17 protein-coding genes are annotated in these 21308 nt (G+C 72.9%); 9 read left to right on the top strand and 8 right to left on the bottom strand.

Annotated elements, in window-relative coordinates:
- Positions 1–146: 146 nt before the first annotated feature.
- The 5 genes from AB0N63_RS02670 to AB0N63_RS02650 form a co-directional block, all read right to left on the bottom strand.
- Entirely contained in the window at positions 147–1097 is a 951-nt protein-coding gene (locus AB0N63_RS02670) for an alpha/beta hydrolase (protein WP_365523115.1), read from the bottom strand.
- The gene (locus AB0N63_RS02665; RefSeq protein ID WP_365523112.1) at positions 1094–1588 is read right to left on the bottom strand and encodes a phage holin family protein; all 495 of its coding nucleotides are present in this window, start codon (positions 1586–1588) and stop codon (positions 1094–1096) included. Before AB0N63_RS02665 ends, AB0N63_RS02670 begins: the two co-directional genes overlap by 4 nt.
- Positions 1589–1720: 132 nt before the next feature.
- Positions 1721–3172: a Na+/H+ antiporter NhaA gene (nhaA, locus tag AB0N63_RS02660; protein ID WP_365523110.1), complete on the bottom strand. Its 1452-nt coding sequence runs from the start codon at positions 3170–3172 to the stop codon at positions 1721–1723.
- 242 nt (positions 3173–3414) lie between these two features.
- A complete protein-coding gene (acs, locus tag AB0N63_RS02655; protein ID WP_365523107.1) occupies positions 3415–5370 on the bottom strand; it encodes an acetate--CoA ligase in 1956 nt (651 codons plus the stop codon).
- Between the two features lie 340 nt (positions 5371–5710).
- Positions 5711–8290 (bottom strand): SulP family inorganic anion transporter, encoded by a 2580-nt coding sequence (locus AB0N63_RS02650; protein ID WP_365523104.1) that lies wholly within the window; start codon positions 8288–8290, stop codon positions 5711–5713.
- 268 nt (positions 8291–8558) lie between these two features.
- Here AB0N63_RS02650 and AB0N63_RS02645 point away from each other — a divergent pair, with 268 nt between their 5' ends.
- Entirely contained in the window at positions 8559–9821 is a 1263-nt protein-coding gene (locus AB0N63_RS02645; protein WP_365523101.1) for a hypothetical protein, read from the top strand.
- 6 nt (positions 9822–9827) lie between these two features.
- On the opposite strand, the gene AB0N63_RS02640 is transcribed toward AB0N63_RS02645, so the two are convergent.
- Positions 9828–10808: an ATP-binding protein gene (locus tag AB0N63_RS02640; protein ID WP_365523099.1), complete on the bottom strand. Its 981-nt coding sequence runs from the start codon at positions 10806–10808 to the stop codon at positions 9828–9830.
- 99 nt (positions 10809–10907) lie between these two features.
- Between AB0N63_RS02640 and AB0N63_RS02635 the strand changes: the two genes are divergently transcribed.
- A complete protein-coding gene (locus AB0N63_RS02635) occupies positions 10908–11732 on the top strand; it encodes an oxidoreductase (protein ID WP_365523097.1) in 825 nt (274 codons plus the stop codon).
- Positions 11733–12183: 451 nt separating this feature from the next.
- Here AB0N63_RS02635 and AB0N63_RS02630 read toward each other — a convergent pair whose 3' ends face one another.
- Positions 12184–13017 carry an HAD-IB family hydrolase gene (locus AB0N63_RS02630; protein WP_365523094.1) on the bottom strand — a complete coding sequence of 278 codons (834 nt, stop codon included), beginning with the start codon at positions 13015–13017 and terminating at the stop codon, positions 12184–12186.
- 582 nt (positions 13018–13599) lie between these two features.
- Here AB0N63_RS02630 and ssd point away from each other — a divergent pair.
- The 7 genes from ssd (at position 13600) to AB0N63_RS02595 (ending at position 18763) form a co-directional block, all read left to right on the top strand.
- Entirely contained in the window at positions 13600–14703 is a 1104-nt protein-coding gene (gene ssd, locus AB0N63_RS02625; RefSeq protein ID WP_365523091.1) for a septum site-determining protein Ssd, read from the top strand.
- 65 nt (positions 14704–14768) lie between these two features.
- Positions 14769–15971, top strand: a complete 1203-nt coding sequence (locus tag AB0N63_RS02620) for a TadA family conjugal transfer-associated ATPase (protein ID WP_365523791.1) — start codon at positions 14769–14771, stop codon at positions 15969–15971.
- Between the two features lie 31 nt (positions 15972–16002).
- Positions 16003–16854 carry a type II secretion system F family protein gene (locus AB0N63_RS02615; protein WP_365523789.1) on the top strand — a complete coding sequence of 284 codons (852 nt, stop codon included), beginning with the start codon at positions 16003–16005 and terminating at the stop codon, positions 16852–16854.
- Positions 16851–17645, top strand: a complete 795-nt coding sequence (locus AB0N63_RS02610) for a type II secretion system F family protein (protein WP_365523088.1) — start codon at positions 16851–16853, stop codon at positions 17643–17645. Before AB0N63_RS02615 ends, AB0N63_RS02610 begins: the two co-directional genes overlap by 4 nt.
- Before the next feature lie 176 nt (positions 17646–17821).
- On the top strand, positions 17822–18022 hold the full coding sequence (locus AB0N63_RS02605; RefSeq protein ID WP_365523085.1) for a DUF4244 domain-containing protein: 201 nt from the start codon (positions 17822–17824) through the stop codon (positions 18020–18022).
- Positions 18009–18401 carry a TadE family type IV pilus minor pilin gene (locus AB0N63_RS02600; protein ID WP_365523082.1) on the top strand — a complete coding sequence of 131 codons (393 nt, stop codon included), beginning with the start codon at positions 18009–18011 and terminating at the stop codon, positions 18399–18401. Before AB0N63_RS02605 ends, AB0N63_RS02600 begins: the two co-directional genes overlap by 14 nt.
- Complete coding sequence (locus tag AB0N63_RS02595; protein ID WP_365523079.1) at positions 18398–18763, top strand: Rv3654c family TadE-like protein; 366 nt, start codon at positions 18398–18400, stop codon at positions 18761–18763. Before AB0N63_RS02600 ends, AB0N63_RS02595 begins: the two co-directional genes overlap by 4 nt.
- Here the strand turns inward: AB0N63_RS02595 and AB0N63_RS02590 are convergent.
- Complete coding sequence (locus tag AB0N63_RS02590) at positions 18760–21252, bottom strand: DEAD/DEAH box helicase (RefSeq protein ID WP_365523077.1); 2493 nt, start codon at positions 21250–21252, stop codon at positions 18760–18762. The genes AB0N63_RS02595 and AB0N63_RS02590 overlap by 4 nt on opposite strands.
- Positions 21253–21308 lie beyond the last annotated feature (56 nt).

Here is a 21308-nt window from a genome sequence, read left to right as displayed (position 1 = left end):
CAAGTGGCCTTTCGAAGGACAGGTGTTCACGTTCGGATACCGACCGCTACGAAACGGTCACGGGGCGGGCCGCGAAGCGGTCACCGGCGGGCTACGGACGGGCACCGGCGGGGCCGCGGGACGGGCGTCGGACCGGCCGCGGAACGTCACCGGTCCGGCTCGGGGTCCTTCAGCCAGTTGACCAGTTCAGCGGAGAACACCATCGGGTCCTCCTCGTGCGGAAAGTGGCCGAGCCCGTCGAAGAGGCGCCAGCGGTAGGGGGCCTCGACGTACTCGCCGGAGCCCGCCGCGCTGCGGGTGCGCAGGACCGGGTCCAGGGAGCCGTGCAGATGCAGCGTCGGCACCCGCACCGGGCGCTTCATCCGGCGGTAGAACTGGATGCCGTCGGGGCGTGCCAGGGAGCGCACCAGCCACCGGTAGGGCTCGATGGAGCAGTGCGCGGTCGACGGGATGCACATGGCCCGGCGGTAGACGTCCACCGCCTCGTCGTCCGGCAGCCGCGGCCCCGACCAGTCCCGGATGAGCCGGGCCACCAGCGCGCCGTCGTCGGCGGTGAGCCGGCGCTCGGGGAGCCAGGGCCGCTGGAACCCCCAGATGTAGGAACTCGCCGCCGACTGGCGCACGTCGGCGAGCATCGCCGCGCGCCAGCGCCGGGGGTGCGGCATGGAAGCCACCGCCAGCCGCCGGACCAGCTTGGGGCGCATCGCGGCCGCCGTCCACGCCAGATAACCGCCCAGGTCGTGGCCGACCAGCGCGGCGTCCGGCTCGCCGAGGGAGCGGATCACCCCCGTGATGTCGAGGGCGAGGCCCGCCGGGTCGTAGCCCCGGGGCGTGCGGTCGCTGCCGCCCACACCGCGCAGGTCCATGGCCACGGCCCGGAAGCCGGCGTCGGCGAGGGCGGTGAGCTGGTGCCGCCAGGTCCACCAGAACTGCGGGAAGCCGTGCAGCAGCAGCACCAGCGGTCCGTCACCCACTTCGGCGATGTGGAAACGGGCGCCGTTGGCCGCGACGTCCCGGTGCGTCACCTTGCGGTCGCCGGGCAGGTTCATCCGTACGACCGAGGTCGGTTGCGCCGAAGGGGTGGCGGGGTCCGTCATGAGGACGAGCGTGCCACAGCCTCGATGGCTGCGGGCGCGCGGTCCTCCAGAGCGGGAGTTTCCGGGCGCGGGTGCGGCTTGGCCAGTTGCAGCACGCCCACGGTCTCCTTCATCGACGCGGCGACCTTCTGCGGGCCCTTGCCCTTCTTGGCCTTCTTCGCGAACACCAGGCCGATCAGGCCGAGGAAGCCGGCGACGAGGACGTTGGCCAGGAAGGACAGCAGGAAGCAGAGCGCGAGGTTCCAGCCGCTCCAGGTCCGGATGCCGTAGGCCAGGGCGAAGTTGAGCATCGGCAGCGAGAACAGCAGCACCGCGCCGGCCACGGAGAACAGGCCGCCGCTCACCGCGCCCCGCTTGACGTCCCGTTTCAGCTGGGCCTTGGCCAGCGCGATCTCGTCGTGCACCAGCGCCGACAATTCGGTCGTCGCCGAGGCGAACAGCTGGCCGATGCTGCGTTCGGCGCCGACCGGGCTGCCGTCGGGTGCGCTCATCGCGGTCTCCCTCTCCTGCCTGACTGGGTGTAGACGTCCGTCCGGCGTCCGCCCGGCGCCGGCCGCCTTCGCGTGCCGACGCCGGCCTCCGCCGGGCCGGTGACGGTCCCCTTTTTGTACCGTCCCGTCAGATCATGCCGGACTGTCGTTCTCCTCGCCTGCCCCGCCCGGCACTTCCGCAAGCCGTCGTGCCCGTTCGGCCGCCTTCTCCTCGGCGATCCTGCGGTGCTCGGCGGCCTTGTGTTCGAGGATGTCGGCCATGCGGAGGTGGTAGGCGGGGTCGTCCTCCTCGTACACGTCCGGGACGCCGTCGCGGTCCTCGTCCCGCTCCTCGGCCTCGTAGAGCCTGCGGTAGTGGGCGTTGCGCAGCTTCAGCAGGACCGTGGCGAGCGCCGCCGCGACCAGGGAGCCGACGAGGACGGCGGCCTTGACCTCGTCCGTGAGCGTGGGATCGCCGTCGAAGGCCAGCTCGCCGATGAGCAGGGAGACGGTGAAGCCGATCCCGGCGAGCGCGGCCATGGCGAACACGTCGGCCCACGCCAGGTCGTCGCTGAGCGAGGCCCTGGTGAACCGGGCGGTGAGCCAGGTGCCGCCGAAGACGCCGATCGTCTTGCCGAGGACGAGCCCGAGCACGACCCCGAGCGTCTCGGGCCGGCCGAACACGTCCGCGAGCGCCCCGCCGGACAGCGACACGCCCGCGCTGAACAGCGCGAACAGCGGCACCGCCAAGCCCGCCGACAGGGGGCGCGCGAAGTGCTCGATGCGCTCGCCCGGGGAGCGCTCCTCGCCCTCGCGGGTGGTGCAGCGCAGCATCAGGCCCATCGCGACGCCTGCGATGGTGGCGTGCACGCCGCTGTTGTACATCAGCCCCCAGATCACGAGGCCGAGCGGCACGTACACGTACCAGCCGCGCACGCCCTTGCGGAGCAGCAGCCAGAACACGAGCAGCCCGGCGAGCGCCCCGCCGAGGGCGGCGAAGTTCAGCCGGTCGGTGAAGAAGACCGCGATGATCAGGATGGCGAACAGATCGTCGACGACGGCGAGGGTGAGCAGGAAGGCGCGCAGGGCGCTGGGCAGCGAGGTGCCGATGACCGCGAGCACCGCGAGGGCGAAGGCGATGTCGGTGGCGGTCGGCACAGCCCACCCGCTGAGCGAGCCGCCCCCGGCGAGATTGGTGACGGTGTAGACGATCGCGGGCGCCACCATGCCGCACAGCGCGGCGATCACCGGCAGCGCGGCCGCTCTGGGGTCCTTGAGATCACCCGCGACCAGTTCGCGTTTGAGTTCGATCCCGGCCACGAAGAAGAAGACCGCCAGCAGCCCGTCGGCCGCCCAGTGCGCCACGGACAGGTGGAGGCCGAGGGCGGCGGGTCCGAAGTGGAACTGGCCGGCGCTCTCGTAGCTCGCGTGCAGTGCGGGGATGTTCGACCAGACGAGCGCGGCGACCGCGGCGACGAGCAGGATGACGCCGCCGACGGTCTCGGTGCGCAGCGCGTCCGCGACGAAGTTCCGCTCGGGCAGGGACAGGCGTCCGAGGACCTTGCGGGCGGCGGTGGAGTGAGAGCGGGAGCGGGGCGCGGTCACGGGAACCTCCGGGCGGGGGCAGGACGGATCACATGCCGACCAGACTTCCCGGCGCACCTAGAGGATCTTTTTGTGTTGTGTCGCTCAGCTCACCCTACCCAAAGCGCGCCGGGGATGCCGGACAGGCCGGAGGAGGGGCCCCCGGCGCCTGTGGCGCTGTGACGCCTGTGTCGCCGGGTGCCCCTTCCGCGCCGTCCTCAGTCCCGTCCGTCCCGGGGCTCGGAACCCGTGGGCAGGTGCGGTCAGTCCTCGCTGGGCGCCGCCGGCAGCTTGGTCTGGATGAGGTCCATGACCGTGGAGTCCGTCAGCGTCGTGACGTCCCCGAGCTGCCGGTTCTCCGCCACGTCGCGCAGCAGACGGCGCATGATCTTGCCGGACCGGGTCTTCGGCAGCTCGGCCACCGGCAGGATCCGCTTCGGCTTGGCGATCGGGCCGAGCGTGCTGCCCACGTGGTTGCGCAGTTCGGCGACCAGGTCCTCGGTCTCGGTCACCGCGCCGCGCAGGATCACGAAGGCGACGATCGCCTGCCCGGTCGTCTCGTCCGCCGCGCCGACCACGGCGGCCTCGGCGACCGAGGGGTGGGAGACGAGGGCGGACTCCACCTCGGTGGTGGAGATGTTGTGGCCGGAGACCAGCATCACGTCGTCCACGCGGCCGAGCAGCCAGATGTCGCCGTCGTCGTCCTTCTTGGCCCCGTCACCGGCGAAGTAGCGGCCCTCGAAGCGCGACCAGTAGGTGTCGATGAACCGCTGGTCGTCGCCCCAGATGGTGCGCAGCATCGACGGCCACGGCTCGGTGAGCACCAGGTAGCCGCCGCCGCCGTTGGGCACCTCGTTCGCCTCGTCGTCCACGACGGTCGCGCTGATGCCGGGCAGCGGGCGCTGCGCGGAGCCGGGCTTGGCGTCGGTCACGCCCGGCAGCGGGGAGATCATGATGCCGCCGGTCTCCGTCTGCCACCAGGTGTCGACCACCGGGGTGCGGTCCGCGCCGATGTTCTTGCGGTACCAGACCCACGCCTCCGGGTTGATCGGCTCGCCCACCGAGCCGAGCACGCGCAGGGAGGACAGGTCGAACTTCGCGGGGATGTCGTCGCCCCACTTCATGAACGTGCGGATCGCGGTCGGCGCCGTGTACAGGATCGTCACCCCGTACTTCTGCACGATCTCCCAGAAGCGGCCCTGGTGCGGGGTGTCGGGCGTGCCCTCGTACATCACCTGCGTCCCGCCGTTGGCCAGCGGCCCGTACACGATGTACGAGTGGCCGGTGACCCAGCCGACGTCGGCCGTGCACCAGTACACGTCCGTCTCCGGCTTGAGGTCGAAGACCGCCCAGTGCGTGTACGCGACCTGTGTGAGGTAGCCGCCGGAGGTGTGCAGGATGCCCTTGGGCTTACCCGTGGTGCCCGAGGTGTAGAGGATGAACAGCGGGTGCTCCGCCTCGAACGCCTCCGGGGTGTGCTCGGCCGACTGGCGGCCGACCGTCTCGTGCCACCACACGTCGCGGCTGTCGTCCCAGGCCACGTCCTGGCCGGTACGGCGGACCACGATCACGTTGCGCACGCCGTCGACGCGGCTGACCGCCTCGTCCACGGCGGGCTTGAGCGCGGACGGCTTGCCGCGCCGGTAGCCGCCGTCGGCCGTGATCACGACCTTGGCGTCGGCGTCCTGGATACGGGTGGCGAGCGCGTCCGCGGAGAAGCCGCCGAAGACGACGGAGTGCGCGGCGCCGATCCGGGCACAGGCCAGCATCGCGACCGCGGTCTCCGGGATCATCGGCATGTAGATCGCGACCCGGTCGCCCTTCCGGACGCCCAGTTCGAGCAGGGCGTTGGCGGCCCTGGACACCTCGTCCTTGAGCTCGGCGTAGGTGATGGCGCGGCTGTCGCCGGGTTCGCCCTCGAAGTGGATCGCGACGCGGTCGCCGTGCCCGGCCTCCACGTGTCGGTCCACGCAGTTGTACGCCACGTTCAGCGTGCCGTCCTTGAACCACTTCGCGAACGGCGGGTTCGACCAGTCGAGGGTCTCGGTCGGCTCCTTGGCCCAGGTCAGCCTGCGGGCCTGCTCGGCCCAGAAGCCGAGCCTGTCAGCCTTGGCCTGTTCGTACGCCTCTGCCGTGACGTTGGCGTTGGCGGCCAGGTCAGCGGGCGGCGCGAAGCGTCGCTCCTCCCTCAAGAGGTTGGCCAGGCTTTCGTTGCTCACGACATCTCCCTTTCCCAGGGTGTCCGTTGTGTCCCAGGCCACAGCTCATCAGACCGGGGGGTCCGATGACAAGGGTCGACGGGAAATTGGTTTAGACCTGTGTGGGGTGTGTGCACAGCGCGGGCGGTGGGCGGCGACCGTGCGGTGGCCTGGGTTGTTCAATTCAATCCCTCCCACGGATGACGGCTCGCCAGGGTTCAGCATGGCCCCGGGGAGCGGGCCGGGCCACGCCTGCGGGGTGCGTGTCGTCCGCCGGGCGGCCCGGACGGGACTCCGCAGGCGCGGGGCGGGGTGAGGTGCGGATCGGGAGGGGCTCGGCAGGCGCGGGGCGGGGCCTGGGTCAGGAGAGGCTCTGCATACCCTCAGCCGCTTCCACACGGGTGAAGAGCACCTCCTCTTCCGTCTCCGAGAGCAGATACGCCTGAGCCTCCGCCACGTGGAAGTACAGGCCGTGCAGCTCCAGCGCGCCCTCGCGCAGCGCCCGGGCGACCGAGTCGTGGGCGCGCAGGTGCTCCAGCTGCTGGACGACATTGGCGAGACACAGCCGCTCGACCTCGTCGGCGGGCGGCCTGCCGGCCAGCAGGGGACCGGGTCGAGCGGGGTCGGCCACCCGGCCGAGACTGGGAAGCCCGTTCTTCAGCCACCGCCCGAGCGGCGTTGGACCGTCACCGGAGCCGGAGCCGGAGCCGGAGCCGGAGCCGGAGCCGGAGGGGGTACGGGTGCGGGAGCGGGAGCCGGGGGCGGAGGGGGCGTCAGGGCCGGCGGAGGAGCGGGCGGCGGCGTCCGAGTCCAGCAGTGCCCGCATCGCCCCGCAGCCGGAGTGGCCGCACACCGTGATGGAGTGCACCCCCAGCACGTCGACCGCGTACTCGATCCCGGCCGCCACCGAGTCGTCGCCTCCTCCGTCGCACGGCGGCACCAGATTGCCGACGTTCCGCACGACGAACAGATCGCCGGGGCCACTGGCCGTGATCATCGATGTCACCACGCGAGAGTCGGCGCAGGCGAGGAAGAGCTGTGACGGCTGCTGCCCCTCCCGTGCGAGCCGGGCCAGCTCGTCGCGCACATGGGGTGCGGTGGCGCGCTGGAAGGTGCTCAGGCCGCGCGCGAGTTGCCGTCTGCTCGGCCCTGGTCCGACGAGGAGAGCGGGGCTGTGCGGGGGAGTGGGGTCGGTGACCATCGCTCCTTCGGGAGCGGGCTCGCGGGGCTGGTCGCCGGGGCGGGCCGGCGCCGCGTCCGTGACGTTCGCGCACCGGTGGTTGCGCCAGGGCGTCCAGGGCCGGCAGTGGCATCCGGTCTCGGCCGCGGTGGTGGGGACGGCGGGGGCGGTGGTCGGGGGTGCCGAAGCGGTCGTGGCGGCGGCAGGGGCCGAGGCGCCGGTACGGATTCCCGCCCGGCGTCCCGTGAACTCGACGGTGCCGCCCTGCGCGAGGTGCGCGCGCTGCCAGTCCTGGAGCGACTCGTATGCCGCGTGGTCCAAGAACGAGCCGCCCAACTCCACCACCGCATCGGCCCCGTGGGGCACCAGGTGCAGTGCGCGGCTCAGCCGTGGCACCGCCAGGAACGTCAGCTGGCCCCGTACGCGGACGTAGTGGGTCCCCTTCTGCTCGTCATGGGTGATCCGGGTGCGGGTGAGGCGGTGCAGGGCGAGGGCGACGGCCACGCCGACCCCGAGGGCCACGCCTCCCAGGACGCCGAAGACGACCACACCGAGCGTGGTGACCGCGTACACTGGCACCTCGCGGTGGCGGGTCACCGCGCGGATGTGGTGCAGGGACACCATCTGGATGCCGACGGCCATCACCAGGGCGGCGAGCGAGGCGAGCGGGATCAGCTCCAGGAGCGGCACCATCAGCAGCGCGGCGATCACCACGAGGACGCCGTGCAGCATCGTGGAGTTCCGGCTTACGGCCCCGGCGCGCACATTCGCCGAGCTGCGCACTGCCACGCCCGCGACCGGCAGCCCGCCGAGGGCTCCGGAGACGGCGTTGGCGGCACCCTGGCCGAGCAGTTCCCGGTCCAGGTCCGAGCGGCCGGGGCGGGCGAGCGGGCCGGAGCGTCCGGTCACCAGTTTGTCCACGGCCACCGCGCCGAGCAGGGACTGCACGCTGCACACCAGGGTGGTGCTGAGCACCGCGGCGACGAGTCCGAGCACCGGCCCTTCGGGCAGTCCGGCCAGGGCGTGGCTGCGCCAGGACGGCAGATCGACCCGGGTCGGCGTCAGGCCGGTGAGGAAGGCGACGGCGGTGGCTCCGACCACGGCGACCAGCGGGGCCGGTGCTCTGCGCAGAAGCTGTCCGGTTCGGCCGGGAAGCCGGGGCCAGAGCAGCAGCAGGGCGAGGGTGAGCGCGCTCACGGCCAGGGTGGCCGGGTCCAGGTCGGCCAACTGGGCGGGCAGGGCGCGGAAGTTGCCGAGCACCGAACTCTGCGGGCTGCCGCCGAGGACGATGTGCAGTTGGGCGACGGCGATGGTCACGCCGATGCCGGCGAGCATGCCGTGCACGACCGCGGGGCTGACGGCGAGCGCGGCCCGGGCCACGCGCAGACAACCCAGCCCCAGTTGGGCGAGGCCGGCGAGGACGGTGATCGCGCAGGTCGTGCGCCAGCCGTAACGGGCGATCAGGTCGGCGGTGACCACGGTGAGTCCGGCGGCGGGGCCGCTGACCTGGAGCGGTGAGCCGCCGAGCCGTCCGGCGACGAGCCCGCCCACGGCGGCGGCCACCAGACCGGCCTGGAGCGGGGCGCCGGTGGCCAGGGCGATGCCCAGGGACAGCGGCAGGGCGATCAGGAAGACCGCGACGGCGGCTGAGACGTCGGCGCCGGCGAGACGGAAGCGCCGCCCCGGGGGCGGGCTGTGCGATGGGTGGGAGTGCTGGACGCGGGCGGAATCGGTGGCGTGAGCGGGAGCGCAGGCCGACATGTCTTCGATCTCCCCTCGGGAGCGGTCGATTCAACGGTTGGCAAAGTAAAAGTAATGCCACGTAAAGTCCTTGCATAGATTTTCGAGGCAGATGAGGTCATATGTCACCTCAATGAGTGAAGTAGGCCTTTTATCGGCTTGTCGTACTAATTCCTTCTCGCTCCCGTGCGACCTTGGCGGCGCTGTCGGCACGGCACCAGGTGTCCGGCACAGCACCAGCACACGCCGTCTCGGCGTTGGACGAGAGAAGGAAGAAGGTGGGCGGAACATGGCCGCCACCCAGAGGATCGCCGTCGGCGTCGTCGTCGCCGCGGCCTGTGCCTCGTCGCTCGCCGCTTGTGCGAGCGGCACCGACGCTCCCCGGCAGGGCTTGCACGGCCCGCAGAAGGCCCCCGTTCAGCCGCCCGGTAGCGTCGTCCGCCTGATCGGCGACGGGTCCACCGCGTACACCGGCGCCCAGCCGCACCTGCCCAAGCCGGTGCGGCTGAAGGCGGGTGAGCAGCCCCCGCAGTTCGTCGTGTTCTCCTGGGACGGTGCGGGCGAGGACAGCCAGAAGCTGTTCTCGCACTTCCGCAAGGTCGCCAAGGACAACAATGCGAAGATGACGTTCTTCCTCAGCGGCGTCTACATGCTGCCCGAGGACAAGCGCGACCTGTACCGGCCTCCGCAGCACGCGCCGGGCAGCTCGGAGATCGGCTTCAACGACACCCAGGGCATCACCGACACGGCCGAACAGGTGCGCCTGGCCTGGCTGGAGGGCAACGAGATCGGCACCCACTTCAACGGCCACTTCTGCGGCCCCGACGGCGGGGTCGGCCAGTGGTCGGTCGACGAGTGGAAGAGCGAGATCGACCAGGCCAAGCAGTTCGTGAAGACCTGGAAGACCAACAGCGGCCTCAAGAACCTGGCGCCGCTGCCCTTCGACTACGACAAGGAGCTGATCGGCGCCCGCACCCCCTGCCTGGAGGGTCAGAAGACCTTCATGAAGGCGGCGAGCCAGATGGGCTTCCGTTACGACAGCAGCGGCGTCAACAACCAGGTGTGGCCCAAGAAGAAGGACGGGCTGTGGGACCTGTCCATGCAGCTGGTGCCGTTCCCCGGGCACACGTTCGAGCAGTTGACCATGGACTACAACTTCATGGTCAACCAGTCGGGCACCCAGACCCAGGGCGACCCCGACAAGTTCGCCTACTGGGGCGACCAGATGCGCGACGGCCTGCTCAAGGGCTTCTACCGCGCCTACGACGGCAATCGCGCACCGCTGGTCATCGGCAACCACTTCGAGTCCTGGAACGGCGGCACCTACATGCGTGCCGTCGAGGACGTGGTGAAGGAGGTGTGCAACAAGCCCGACGTGCGCTGCGTCTCCTTCCACCAGCTGGCCGACTGGCTGGACGCCCAGGACCCGCAGACCCTCGCCAAGCTGCGCGGACTGGAGGTCGGCGAGGCTCCCAAGCAGGGATGGGCGTCCTTCCTGTCGGCCCGGCCGGCTCCGGCGCCCAGGGGAGTCCCCGGGGCGCCCAAGCCGTAGGGGCCGTCAGGCGGGGGCGGTGACGCCCTCGCCCAGGACGAATCCGGGGTCGATCTGCGCCGCCAGATCGGCCCCCGTCCGCTCGTTGCCCCAGGAGGCGGCGTTCTTGAGGTGGAAGTGCGCCATCTGCTGGGTGTAGCGCTCCCAGTCGCGCAGCTCGTAGGTGGCGTCGGCGGCCACCTGGAGCAGCCGCAGGGCCCGGCGATCGGCGTCCTCCAGGAACTCGAACCGGCGCGGCCGGCCCTTCTCCATGGCGCGCACCCAGTCCGAGTGCCCCACGGTCACGAGCAGGTCGTCCCCGACCTCGGCACGCAGGAAGTCGACGTCGTCCCGGCCCTGGACCTTGTTGCCGACGACCCGCAGGACGACGCCGTAGTCCCGGGCGTACTGCTTGTACTGGCGGTAGACGGAGACGCCCTTCCGGGTCGGCTCGGCGACGAGGAACGTGATGTCGAAGCGGGTGAACATCCCGGAGGCGAAGGAGTCCGAGCCGGCCGTCATGTCCACCACGACGTACTCGTCGCGGCCGTCCACCAGGTGGTTCAGGAACAGCTCCACCGCCCCGGTCTTGGAGTGATAGCAGGCGACCCCCAGGTCGGCGTCCGTGAAGGGGCCGGTGACCATCAGACGGACTGCGCCGCCGTCGAGTTCCACCTCGCGGGCGCAGGCGTCGTAGACCGGATTGTCCTCCGTCACGCGCAGCAGGCGTGAGCCCTCGCCGGGCGGAGTGGTCTTGATCATCGTCTCGGCTGAGGCGATGCGGGGGTTGTCGCCGCGCAGGTAGTCCTTGATCAGCGGCAGCCGGTCGCCCATCGCGGGCAGCGCCGCCGCCCGGGACTCCTCCAGGCCCAGCGCGCACCCCAGGTGCTGGTTGATGTCCGCGTCCACGGCGACGACCGGCGCGCCGGCCGCCGCGAGATGCCGGATGAACAGGGAGGACAGAGTGGTCTTGCCGCTGCCGCCCTTCCCGACGAAAGCAATTTTCATGTTCACCAAGAGTAGTGCGACCTGTGCGCTGCGTGCTGCCCGCGTGAAGAAGACCACTCCTTCGAGGAACGACCCGTACGGGTGCGTAGGGTCGTACCCATGAGTACGACAGGCGCGACCGCCGACCCGCTCGCGGCCCTGGGCTCACTGCCCGGTGTGGCCGAGTCCGTGGAGTCCGTTCGCAAGGCCGTGGACCGGGTCTACGGCCACCGGATCATGCGGCGCCGGAGCAACGCGATCACCTCGGAGGCGGCGCTGCGCGGCGCGCGCGGCTCCGCGGCGCTGTCCGGCGCGGACTGGGCCCTGGAGGAGGTGCGCCGGCGGACCGACTTCAGCGTGGACGCCGAGGCGCGGGTGCTCGGTGCGGCGTTGCGGCTGACGGCCGAGGCCGGTCAGCTGCTGTCCATCTGGCGGCAGTCGCCGCTCAGGGTCCTGGCCCGGCTGCACCTGGTGGCCGCCGCGGGCCGCGAGGACGCCGTCGGTCGGCCGCGGCAGGCGGGCGAGCCCGTCGACGAGCCGCTGATCGAGCTGGAGCTGCCGGGCGCCGCCGAGGTGTCCGGGCGGCTGGAGGGCCTCTCGGAGCTGATCATCGCGGGCAGTTCCGCGCCGGCCCTGGTGACGGCCGCCGTCGTGCACGGCGAACTCCTGGCGCTGCGTCCCTTCGTCTCCCACAACGGCCTGGTCGCGCGGGCTGCCGAGCGCATCGTCCTGGTCGGCAGCGGTCTCGACCCCAAGTCGATCTGCCCGGCCGAGGTGGGCCACGCGGAGCTGGGTCGCGCGGCGTATCTGGCCGCCCTGGACGGCTATGTCTCCGGCGCCCCGGACGGCATGGCGGCCTGGATCAACCACTGCGCCAAGGCGGTCGAGCTGGGCGCGCGCGAGTCGACGGCGGTCTGCGAGGCGCTGCAGCGCGGCGCGGCATAGACGCTGTGCGGCAGGGGCGGGCGGCGGCGTGTCCGGAGCGCGGGGCGACCTGCCTCACGGCCGAAGGAACGTCCCTGTACGAAGATGCGGCGGTACGAGGACTCGTACCGCCGCTGGCATGACCACCGGGGTACCAAGCGTCCTCGATATGTCGCCCATCAGGCCGGGGTCTTCGCCCGTCACCTGGTGCGGCTGGCCCGTAATCGACGGGTCGACGTCGCGTGGGTGCCCGGTGTTCATGCTTCGGTCCGTGGGGCCAAGTGCGTTTCAAAGGTGATCCTCTCGGATGTCCTTCGGTCTCGCGGGCCGTTGACTCCTTTGTACTGCAAGCGAGGGACAAGCGGAACCCCTCGCTGCACTTCTTTACTTTCAGGTTCAAAAGCGAACTAAACGGGCGCCCGGTTCTCGTGCGGAATTCCGCACCCGGCTGAGTGCGGCGGTCCGGGCGCGCTCAGGCGACCACGCCCCGGCGCCGGCTCGCGTACCAGACGAGCCCCGCGGTCGCAGCCGCCGCTCCCACGGCGGCCGCCGCGACGAGAGCCGGGCGGGGCGGCACCGAGAATCCGGGCAGCCGCTGCTTGAGTCGTACGGGACGGTGGAAGTCGAGGATCGGCCACCCGCGCGCGACGGCCTCCCGGCGCAGCGCGCGGTCCGGGTTCACGGCGTGGGGGTTGCCCACCGACTCCAGCATCGGCACATCGGTGACGGAGTCGCTGTAGGCGTAGCACCGGTCGAGGTCGTACCCCTCGGACTCGGCCAGTTCGCGGACCGCCTCCGCCTTCGTCGGACCGTAGGCGTAGTACTCCACCTCGCCGGTGAAACAGCCGTCCTCGCCCACCACCATCCGGGTGGCCACCACCCGGTCGGCGCCCAGCAGTTCGCCGATGGGTTCGACCACCTCCGCGCCCGACGTGGAGACGATGACGACATCGCGCCCGGCGCGGTGGTGCTCCTCGATGAGGGAGGCGGCCTCGTCGTAGATGATCGGGTCGATCAGGTCGTGCAGCGTCTCGGCGACGATCTCTTTGACCTGCCGTACGTTCCAGCCGCGGCACAGCGCGGACAGGTACTCGCGCATGCGCTCCATCTGGTCGTGGTCGGCGCCGCCGGCGAGGAAGACGAACTGGGCGTACGCGGTGCGCAGGACGGCCCGGCGGTTGATCAGACCCCCCTGGTAGAACGACTTGCTGAAGGTGAGCGTGCTCGACTTCGCAATGACCGTCTTGTCCAGGTCAAAGAAGGCCGCTGTGCGGGGCAAGGGGTGGTTTTCCACAACCCTGAGCATAGGGGCAGCCCATTCGGCGTAAGGTTGGCGCGTGGGTTTGCTTGAGAGGGCTCTCGGGTACACCATGGAAGTCACGGATCGTTCGCGACCGTGCTAACCCGGCCCGACTCCTCCCCCCCCGAGTCGGCCGTGGAGACGACCCCCGCTCTCCCCCCCGGCGGGGGTCGTCGCATGTCCGGGTGCGTTTCGCCCCTTCCCCGCGCAACCGCTTGCCGCCGTCGCCGTGTCGTGCGGCCGCTGCCGCCGTCGACCTGATCAGTGACCGTCTGTAGTTGTAGCGCTGCTCTGCGGAAGTCGCAGCCGAGTCGGTGGATGAGTCACCGGTATGGGTGACGGCCATTTTCACATCCGCCGGGTTGTCCACAGATTTCGATCAAGATCCACATGATTTCCCGGATCGCTGCACCGTGATTCCTACGCGCTCCACCGGCGGTGAAGTTCATGGCCGGTTCTGTTTGTCGGGCGCGTATGGCCGGTTTCTGTCGGCCGCCAAATGGAGACCGTTCGCCGGTTCTTCGCATGTTCCCGATTCGCGGGGCCCCGGGGGCCCCGCACAAGACGCAGCGACAGGGGGACCCACCCATGACCGGAACCGTCACACACGATCCGCCGCCCGGTGCCGCGGGGCGCCAGGGCGGACCGCTGATCCTCACCGAGGACGCCGACCTCCTCGACGATCTGCTGCGCCTGTGCGCGGCGGCGGGAGCCACCCCGGAGGTCCATCACACCGTGCCCGAGCGAGGCGGCTGCTGGGAGGCCGCCCCGCTGGTGCTGGTCGGCGACGACGCCGCCCGTAGGGTGCGCGGAGCCGCGCGCAGGCGTGGAGTGGTGCTCGTCGGCCGCGACCAGGACGACCCCGGCGTCTGGCGGCGGGCCGTGGAGATCGGCGCCGACCACGTGCTGGTGCTGCCCGACGGCGAGCAGTGGCTCGTCGACCGGATCGCCGACGTCGCCGAGGGCGCCGGGCGGCCGGCCCTCACCGTCGGCGTCATCGGCGGGCGCGGCGGGGCCGGGGCGTCCACACTGGCCTGCGCGCTGGCCGTCACGGCCGCGCGGGAGGGACAGCGCACGCTCCTGGTGGACGCCGATCCGCTGGGCGGCGGACTCGACGTGCTGCTCGGCGGGGAGAGCGCCGAGGGACTGCGCTGGCCGGCGTTCGCCGCCTCCCGCGGCCGGGTCGGCGGCGGCGCCCTGGAGGAGTCGCTGCCGAAGCTGCACTCCCTGCGGGTGCTCAGCTGGGACCGCGGCGATCGAGTCACCGTGCCTCCGCAGGCGGTCCGGGCGGTACTGGCCGCGGCCCGCCGGCGCGGTGGTGCCGTGGTGGTGGACCTGCCCCGCCGCGTGGACGAAGGGGTCGCCGAGGTTCTGGCACAGCTCGACGTCGGGCTGCTCGTCGTCCCCGCCGAACTGCGCGCCGTGGCCGCCGCCTCCCGGGTGGCCTCCGCCGTCGGCATGGTCCTGCGGGACCTGCGCGTGGCGGTACGCGGCCCGTACGCGCCCGGTCTGGACGACCGCGAGGTGGCCCGGCTGCTCGGCCTGCCGCTGATGGGCGAGGTACCCGTGGAATCCGGGCTCTGCAGGGTCGGCGAGGGCCGGACACCGCCCGGCGCCGCCGCGCGCGGACCACTGGCCCGTTTCTGCACCGCGTTCTGGGAGCGGGCACTGGCCGAGACGGGCACCGCATGAGGGCGGCGGAGGAGTTGCACACCACCGGTGAGCCGGGCGCCCACGGCGGACCCGGGCCCACCGACATGCCCGAAGCGGTCCCCGGCCGAGGCCTGTCCGCCGATCTGCTGGACGGCGTACGGCAGTGGCTCGCGCGCAGCGGAGCCGATCCGACCCCCGCGCGCGTGGCTCAGGCACTGCGGGAACAGGGCCGGGTGCTCGGGGACGCGGAGGTCCTCGGGGCGGCCGAGCGGCTGCGGTCGGAGCTGATCGGCAGCGGACCGCTGGAGCCGCTGCTCGGCGACCCGATGGTGACCGACGTCCTCGTGTCGGGCCCGGACCAGGTCTGGGTGGACCGGGGCGGCGGACTGGAACGGACCGCCGTGGCCTTCCCCGACGCGGCGGCCGTACGGCGCCTCGCGCAGCGCCTGGCCGCCGTCGCCGGACGGCGGCTGGACGACGCCCGGCCGTGGGTCGACGCCCGGTTGCCCGACGGCACCCGGCTGCACGCGGTGCTGCCTCCGGTCGCCGTCGGCTGCACCTGTCTGTCACTGCGGGTGGTCCGGCCCCGCGCCTTCACGCTCGGCGAGCTGGTGGCGGCGGGCACGGTGCCGCCGGGCGGGGACCTGGTGCTGCGGGCGCTGATCGAGGCGCGACTGTCCTTCCTCGTCAGCGGCGGCACCGGCACCGGGAAGACCACGCTGCTCAGCGCCCTGCTGGGGCTCGTCGGGCCGGGCGAGCGGATCGTGCTCGCGGAGGACTCGGCGGAGCTGCGGCCCGACCACCCGCACGTCGTCCGTCTGGAGACCAGACCCGCCAACCAGGAGGGAGCCGGTCTGGTCACCCTCGAGGACCTGGTGCGGCAGGCGCTGCGCATGCGGCCGGACCGGCTGGTGGTGGGCGAGGTGCGCGGCGGCGAGGTGGTCCATCTGCTGGCCGCGCTCAACACCGGCCACGAGGGCGGGTGCGGCACGGTGCACGCCAACGCGGCGGCGGACGTTCCCGCCCGGCTGGAGGCGCTCGGCACCGCCGCCGGGTTGGACCGGTCCGCACTGCACAGCCAGCTGGCCGCCGCGCTCGCCGTGGTGGTGCATCTGGTGCGGGACCGCACCGGACGGCGGCGGATCGCCGAATTACGCGTGCTGGAACGGGACGCCTCGGGGTTGGTGCGGACCGTGCCGGCGCTGCGCTGGGGCGCGGACGCCTTCGTGGCGGAACGGGGCTGGGAGCGGCTGCGCGGGCTGCTCCGGGCGGAGAACCGGGAGGGAAGCGATGGGCGCAGTGGATGAGCCGGCAGTGGGCGCATGGTCCGTGGGGCCCCTGGTCGCGGGGGCGGTGGCGCTGTGCGCCGGGGTGACCGTGTGGCTGGCCGGCGGGAGACGTGCCGGGGCGAGGCGGGCGCGGTTGCTGTTCGCCGGCGGAGGAGTGGTGGGCGCCGGACCGCCGGGCTGGGACCGGGCGCGCCGTGAACTCGACCGGCTGCGCGACCGGTTGTCGGCCGAGTGGTGGGCGCCGGTCGCCGGGCTGCTGCTGGCGGGGCTGAGCGCGTCCGTGCTGCCGGTGGTCGCGGGAGCGGCCGCGGTGCCGGTGCTGCGCCGGACCCGCCTCGCCCGGACCGCACGCCGGGTACGAGAGCGGCGGGCCGACGCGGTGGTCGCCCTGTGCGGGGCGCTCGCCGGTGAGGTGCGGGCCGGACGGCAGCCGGGTGAGGCGCTGCTGTGCGCCGCGCGGGACTCCGGCGGCTTCGGGGACGCCGAGGCAGCGGTGCTGGCGGCGGCACGGTTCGGCGGGGACGTGCCCGGCGCGCTCGCGGCGGCGGCCCGACGGCCGGGCGCGGAAGGGCTGCGAGGGCTCGCCGCCTGCTGGCGGGTGGCGGTGGACCAGGGCGCGGGCCTGGCGGCCGGACTCGACCGGCTCGAAGCGGCTCTGCGCGCCGACCGGGACCAGCGCCGCGATCTGCGCGCGCAGTTGGCGGGAGCGCGGGCCACCGCAGTGATGCTCGCCGGTCTGCCGGTCCTCGGCCTGCTGCTGGGCACGGCCATGGGCGCCGATCCCTTGCACGTGCTGCTGCACACCGGGGCGGGGCTGGGCTGCCTCGTCGTCGGCGGGGCGCTGGAGGGCGTCGGCCTGTGGTGGGTGTCGGGCATCGTGCGTCGGGCGGAGGCGGCATGAGCGCGGACGTTGTCCACAGACTGGGGACGGCCGCGGGGGCCCTGGCGCTCGTGTGGGCGGCGGGGAGGTGGGCGGTGGCGGTGCGCCGCGAGCGCGGAGCCCGGCGGCGGCTGGCCTCGCTGCTGGACCGGGAGCCGGTCTTACGAGCGGAGCGCGCCGGGCCTCGGCTTCCGGGGCCGGCCGCGTTGCGGCAGTGGCTGCCGGTGGTGGGAGTCGCCGGCGCCGGGTGGGTGGTGGTCGGTGGGTTGACCGGGGCCGCCGTCGGACTGGCCTGCGCGCTCACGCTGCGGCGGTGGCGGCAGCGAGTCCTCGGCCGGCCCGAAGCGGAGTACGACGCGGTCGAGGCGGCCCGCCAACTTCCGCTGGCCGCGGATCTGCTGGCCGCCTGCATCGCGGCCGGGGCCGGTCCGGTGATCGCCGCTCAGTCGGTCGGGGAGGCGCTGGACGGCCCTGTCGGGGAAGCGCTGGCACGCGGGGCGGCGGAGGTGCGGCTCGGCGGCGCGCCGGCCGACGCCTGGCGTCGGCTCGCCTCGATACCGGGAGCCGCCGCCCTGGCCCGGTTGCTGGAGCGGGCCGGCGAGTCGGGGCTGCCCGCCGCCGGTCCGGTCGCCCGCCTCGCGGCCGACGTCCGCGCCGAGCGGTCGCGCACGGCCACGGCCCGGGCCCGCAGGGCGGCCGTCCTGGTCACCGGGCCGGTGGGGCTGTGCTTCCTGCCCGCCTTCGTCGCGGTCGGCGTACTGCCCGTGGTGATCGGTCTGGCGGGCGGAGCGCTGAGAGGGGGTGGCGGCTGAGAGACGGCGACGTGGCCGGACGGCGCGGACGACAGCGCGCCGGACGCAGGACGCGCCGTGCGCGAGAGGCGTACGGCACGGGACGCGGGGCGCGGGTGCGCCGCGCGGAAGGCGACCGCGCCGCCGGAAGGCGCGGCGCCACGGGAACGACGGAACGAGATCTCACGGAGGTTCGGATGTACGGGAAGGTACGGGCGCGACTGGGCGCCCTGCCGGGCCGGATGCGCCGGGACGCGGGAATGGTCACCTCGGAGTACGCGATGGGCATCATCGCGGCGGTGGCGTTCGCCGTGCTGCTGTACGAGGTGGTGACGAGCGGACAGGTCAAGACGGAGTTGCAGAACATCGTGAAGCGGGCGCTCAGTGCCCGGACGTGAGCGCCGCCGCCTGCGGGCGGACGACCGGGGGTTCGTGACGGCGGAGGCCGCCGCGGTCCTGCCCGTGCTGGTGCTGGTGGTGACGGCGCTGGTGTGGGGACTGCTGGTCATGATCGCGCAGATCCAGTGCGTGGACGCGGCCCGGGCGGGCGCACGGGCCGCGGCGCGGCAGGACCCGGACGGCGCGGTCGTCGCGGCCGTCCGGGCGACCGCGCCGCACGGGGCCAGAGTCACGGTGGCCAGGAAGGGAGGACAGGTTCACGTGGCCGTGGTGGCCGCCCCGCCGGGGCTCGGGGCGCTGCCCTTCGAGTTGAGGGAGGAGGCCGTGGCGGACACGGAGGAGACGGTGGGGGCGCGGCCGGAGGGGGTGGGATCGTGAGGGGCCGCTACGCCGGGCGCGACCGCGGTTCCGCCACCGTGTGGAGCGTGGGGGCGATCGCCCTGCTCTGCGTGGTGTTCGGCGCCGGCCTCGCCCTGGGACAGGCCGTGGTCACCCGGCACCGCGCGGCCGGGGCGGCCGACCTCGCGGCGCTGGCCGTCGCGGACCACTGGCCCGAGGGCGGCGCGGCCGCGTGCCGGAGAGCGCAGCGGCTGGCGCGGGCGCAGCACGCTCGGCTCGTCCGGTGCGCGATCGTGGGCGACACCTCTGATGTGACGGCGGCGGCGGGACGGGGACCGTTCGCGGCACGGGTCCGGGCGAGAGCGGGGCCCGCGGAGCCCGCACCCACCCGGACGGGCTAGGACGCCTCCGTTTTCTCCTCCGGCCGCACTTCCGGCTCTTCCTCCGGGGCGCCCTTCAGCAGCACCGTCAGCAGGCGGACGGCGCCTCTCTTGTGGAGCGGGTCGTTGCCGTTGCCGCACTTGGGGGACTGGATGCAGGACGGGCAGCCGGCGTCGCACTCGCAGGAGGCGATGGCCTCACGGGTGGCGGTCAGCCAGGCACGGGCGGTGTGGAAGGCGCGTTCCGCGAAGCCCGCGCCGCCCGGGTGGCCGTCGTAGACGAAGACCGTGGGCAGCAGCGTGTCCGGGTGCAGCGGGATGGAGACACCGCCGATGTCCCAGCGGTCGCAGGTCGCGAACAGGGGCAGCATGCCGATCGACGCGTGCTCGGCGGCGTGCAGGGCGCCGCCGAGGATCTCCGGGTTGATCCGGGCCTCGTCCAGTTGGTCCTCGGTGACCGTCCACCACACCGCGCGGGTGCGGAGCGTACGAGGAGGGAGGTCGAGCTTCGTCTCACCCAGCACTTCACCGGTGATGACCCGTCGGCGCAGGAAGGAGACCACCTGGTTGGTGACCTCGACGGAGCCGTAGCAGAGGCGGCCGTCACCCCAAGGGACGGTGACGTCCGTCTCCAGGACGGAGATCGCCGTCGTGTCGCGGGCGACCGTGGTGTAGGGCGGGTTCGCCTGCTCGACCAGGGCGACCGAGTCGTCCAGGTCGAGGGAGCGCACCAGGTACGTACGGCCCTGGTGCAGATGGACCGCGCCCTCGTGCACCGCGGTGTGCGAGGCGGCCTCGTCCACCGTGCCGAGCAGCCGGCCGGTGCCGGCCTCCACGACCTGTACCGGCCGGCCGCCCTCGCCGCGGAGGTCCGTCAGGTCCGCCGCCCGCTCCCGGCGCGTCCAGTGCCAGGCCCTGGTCCGGCGGCGCAGCAGCTTCGCGGCCTCCAGCTGGGGCAGCAGATCCGCGCACGCCGGCCCGAACAGCTGTATGTCGTCGTCGGTGAGGGGCAGCTCGGCGGCGGCGGCGCACAGGTGCGGGGCGAGGACGTAGGGGTTGTCGGGGTCGAGGACCGTGGATTCGACCGGCTGGTCGAACAGTGCCTCCGGATGGTGGACGAGGAAGGTGTCCAGCGGGTCGTCCCGCGCGACCAGCACCGCCAGGGCGCCCTGTCCGGCACGGCCGGCCCGGCCCGCCTGCTGCCAGAGGGAGGCGCGGGTGCCGGGGTATCCGGCGATCAGCACGGCGTCCAGGCCGGAGACGTCCACGCCGAGTTCCAGGGCGGTGGTGGCGGCCAGCCCCAGCAGCTCACCGGAGTGCAGGGCGCGCTCCAGGGCACGGCGCTCCTCGGGGAGGTAGCCGCCCCGGTACGCCGCGACACGCCGGGCCAGCGCGCGGTCGGTCTCCGCCAGCCGTTCCTGTGCGATCACGGAGATCAGTTCGGCGCCGCGCCGGGAGCGCACGAAGGCGACCGAGCGGACGCCCTGCAGGGTGAGGTCGGTCAGCAGGTCGGCGGTCTCGGCGGTGGCGGTACGGCGCACCGGGGCGCCCCGCTCGCCGTGCAGCTCGGTGAGGGGCGGCTCCCAGAGGGCGAACACCAGTTCACCGCGGGGCGAGGCGTCGTCGGCCACCTCCACCACGGGCAGGCCGGTGAGGCGCCCGGCGGCCACCGAGGGCTCGGCCGCGGTGGCCGAGGCCAGCAGGAAGACGGGGGAGGCGCCGTAGCGCGCGCACAGCCGGCGCAGGCGGCGCAGGACCTGGGCGACATGGGAGCCGAAGACGCCCCGGTAGGTGTGGCACTCGTCGACGATGACGTACTTCAGCGCCCGCAGGAAGGAGGACCAGCGCGGGTGGGAGGGCAGGATCCCACGGTGCAGCATGTCCGGGTTGGTGAGGACGTAGTTGGCGTACTGGCGGACCCACTCGCGTTCCTCGACCGGGGTGTCGCCGTCGTACACGGCGGGGCGCACGGCGGTGCCCAGGGGGCGGGCGAGTTCCCGCACCGCGCGGCGCTGGTCGGCTGCCAGGGCCTTGGTGGGGGCCAGGTAGAGGGCGGTGGCACCGCGGCCGTTGGCGGCCTCGGAGCCGTCCAGGAGCGTGGACAGCGTCGGCGTCAGATACGCCAGGGACTTGCCGGACGCCGTGCCCGTGGCGATCACCACGGAGTCGCCGTCGAGGGCGTACTCAGCCGCCAGTGCCTGGTGGGCCCACGGGTGTTCGATTCCGCAGGCCTGGACGGCCGCGATGACCTCCGGGCGAATCCGGTCGGGCCAGACGGCATGCCGACCCGCCCGCGGGGGCAAGTGCTCCGTATGAGTGATGCGTGCAGCCCGGCTCCGCCCCGAGGCGAGCCGGTCCAGAACCGCGCCCGGCGTGGGGCGGGTCGCGGGGTCCGTCGGGGATCCTTCGGATCGGTGATTCTTGGCCATTGGCACCGAGTGTGTCACCGGTGTGACGGACAATGGAGCCAAGGCGTCGTGCACGCCTGCCGGTAAGTGATTGAATGCCATCGCGGCTGGCGAACCGTCCCGGGGGGCTTCAAGCCGAGGTGCCCGAGGGGCGACCG

The sequence above is a fragment of the Streptomyces sp. NPDC093260 genome (assembly GCF_040683715.1).
Classification (GTDB): Bacteria; Actinomycetota; Actinomycetes; order Streptomycetales; family Streptomycetaceae; genus Streptomyces; species Streptomyces sennicomposti.
The sequence above is the reverse complement of the archived record's forward strand: the minus strand, read 5'-3'. Positions and strand labels throughout refer to the sequence as shown.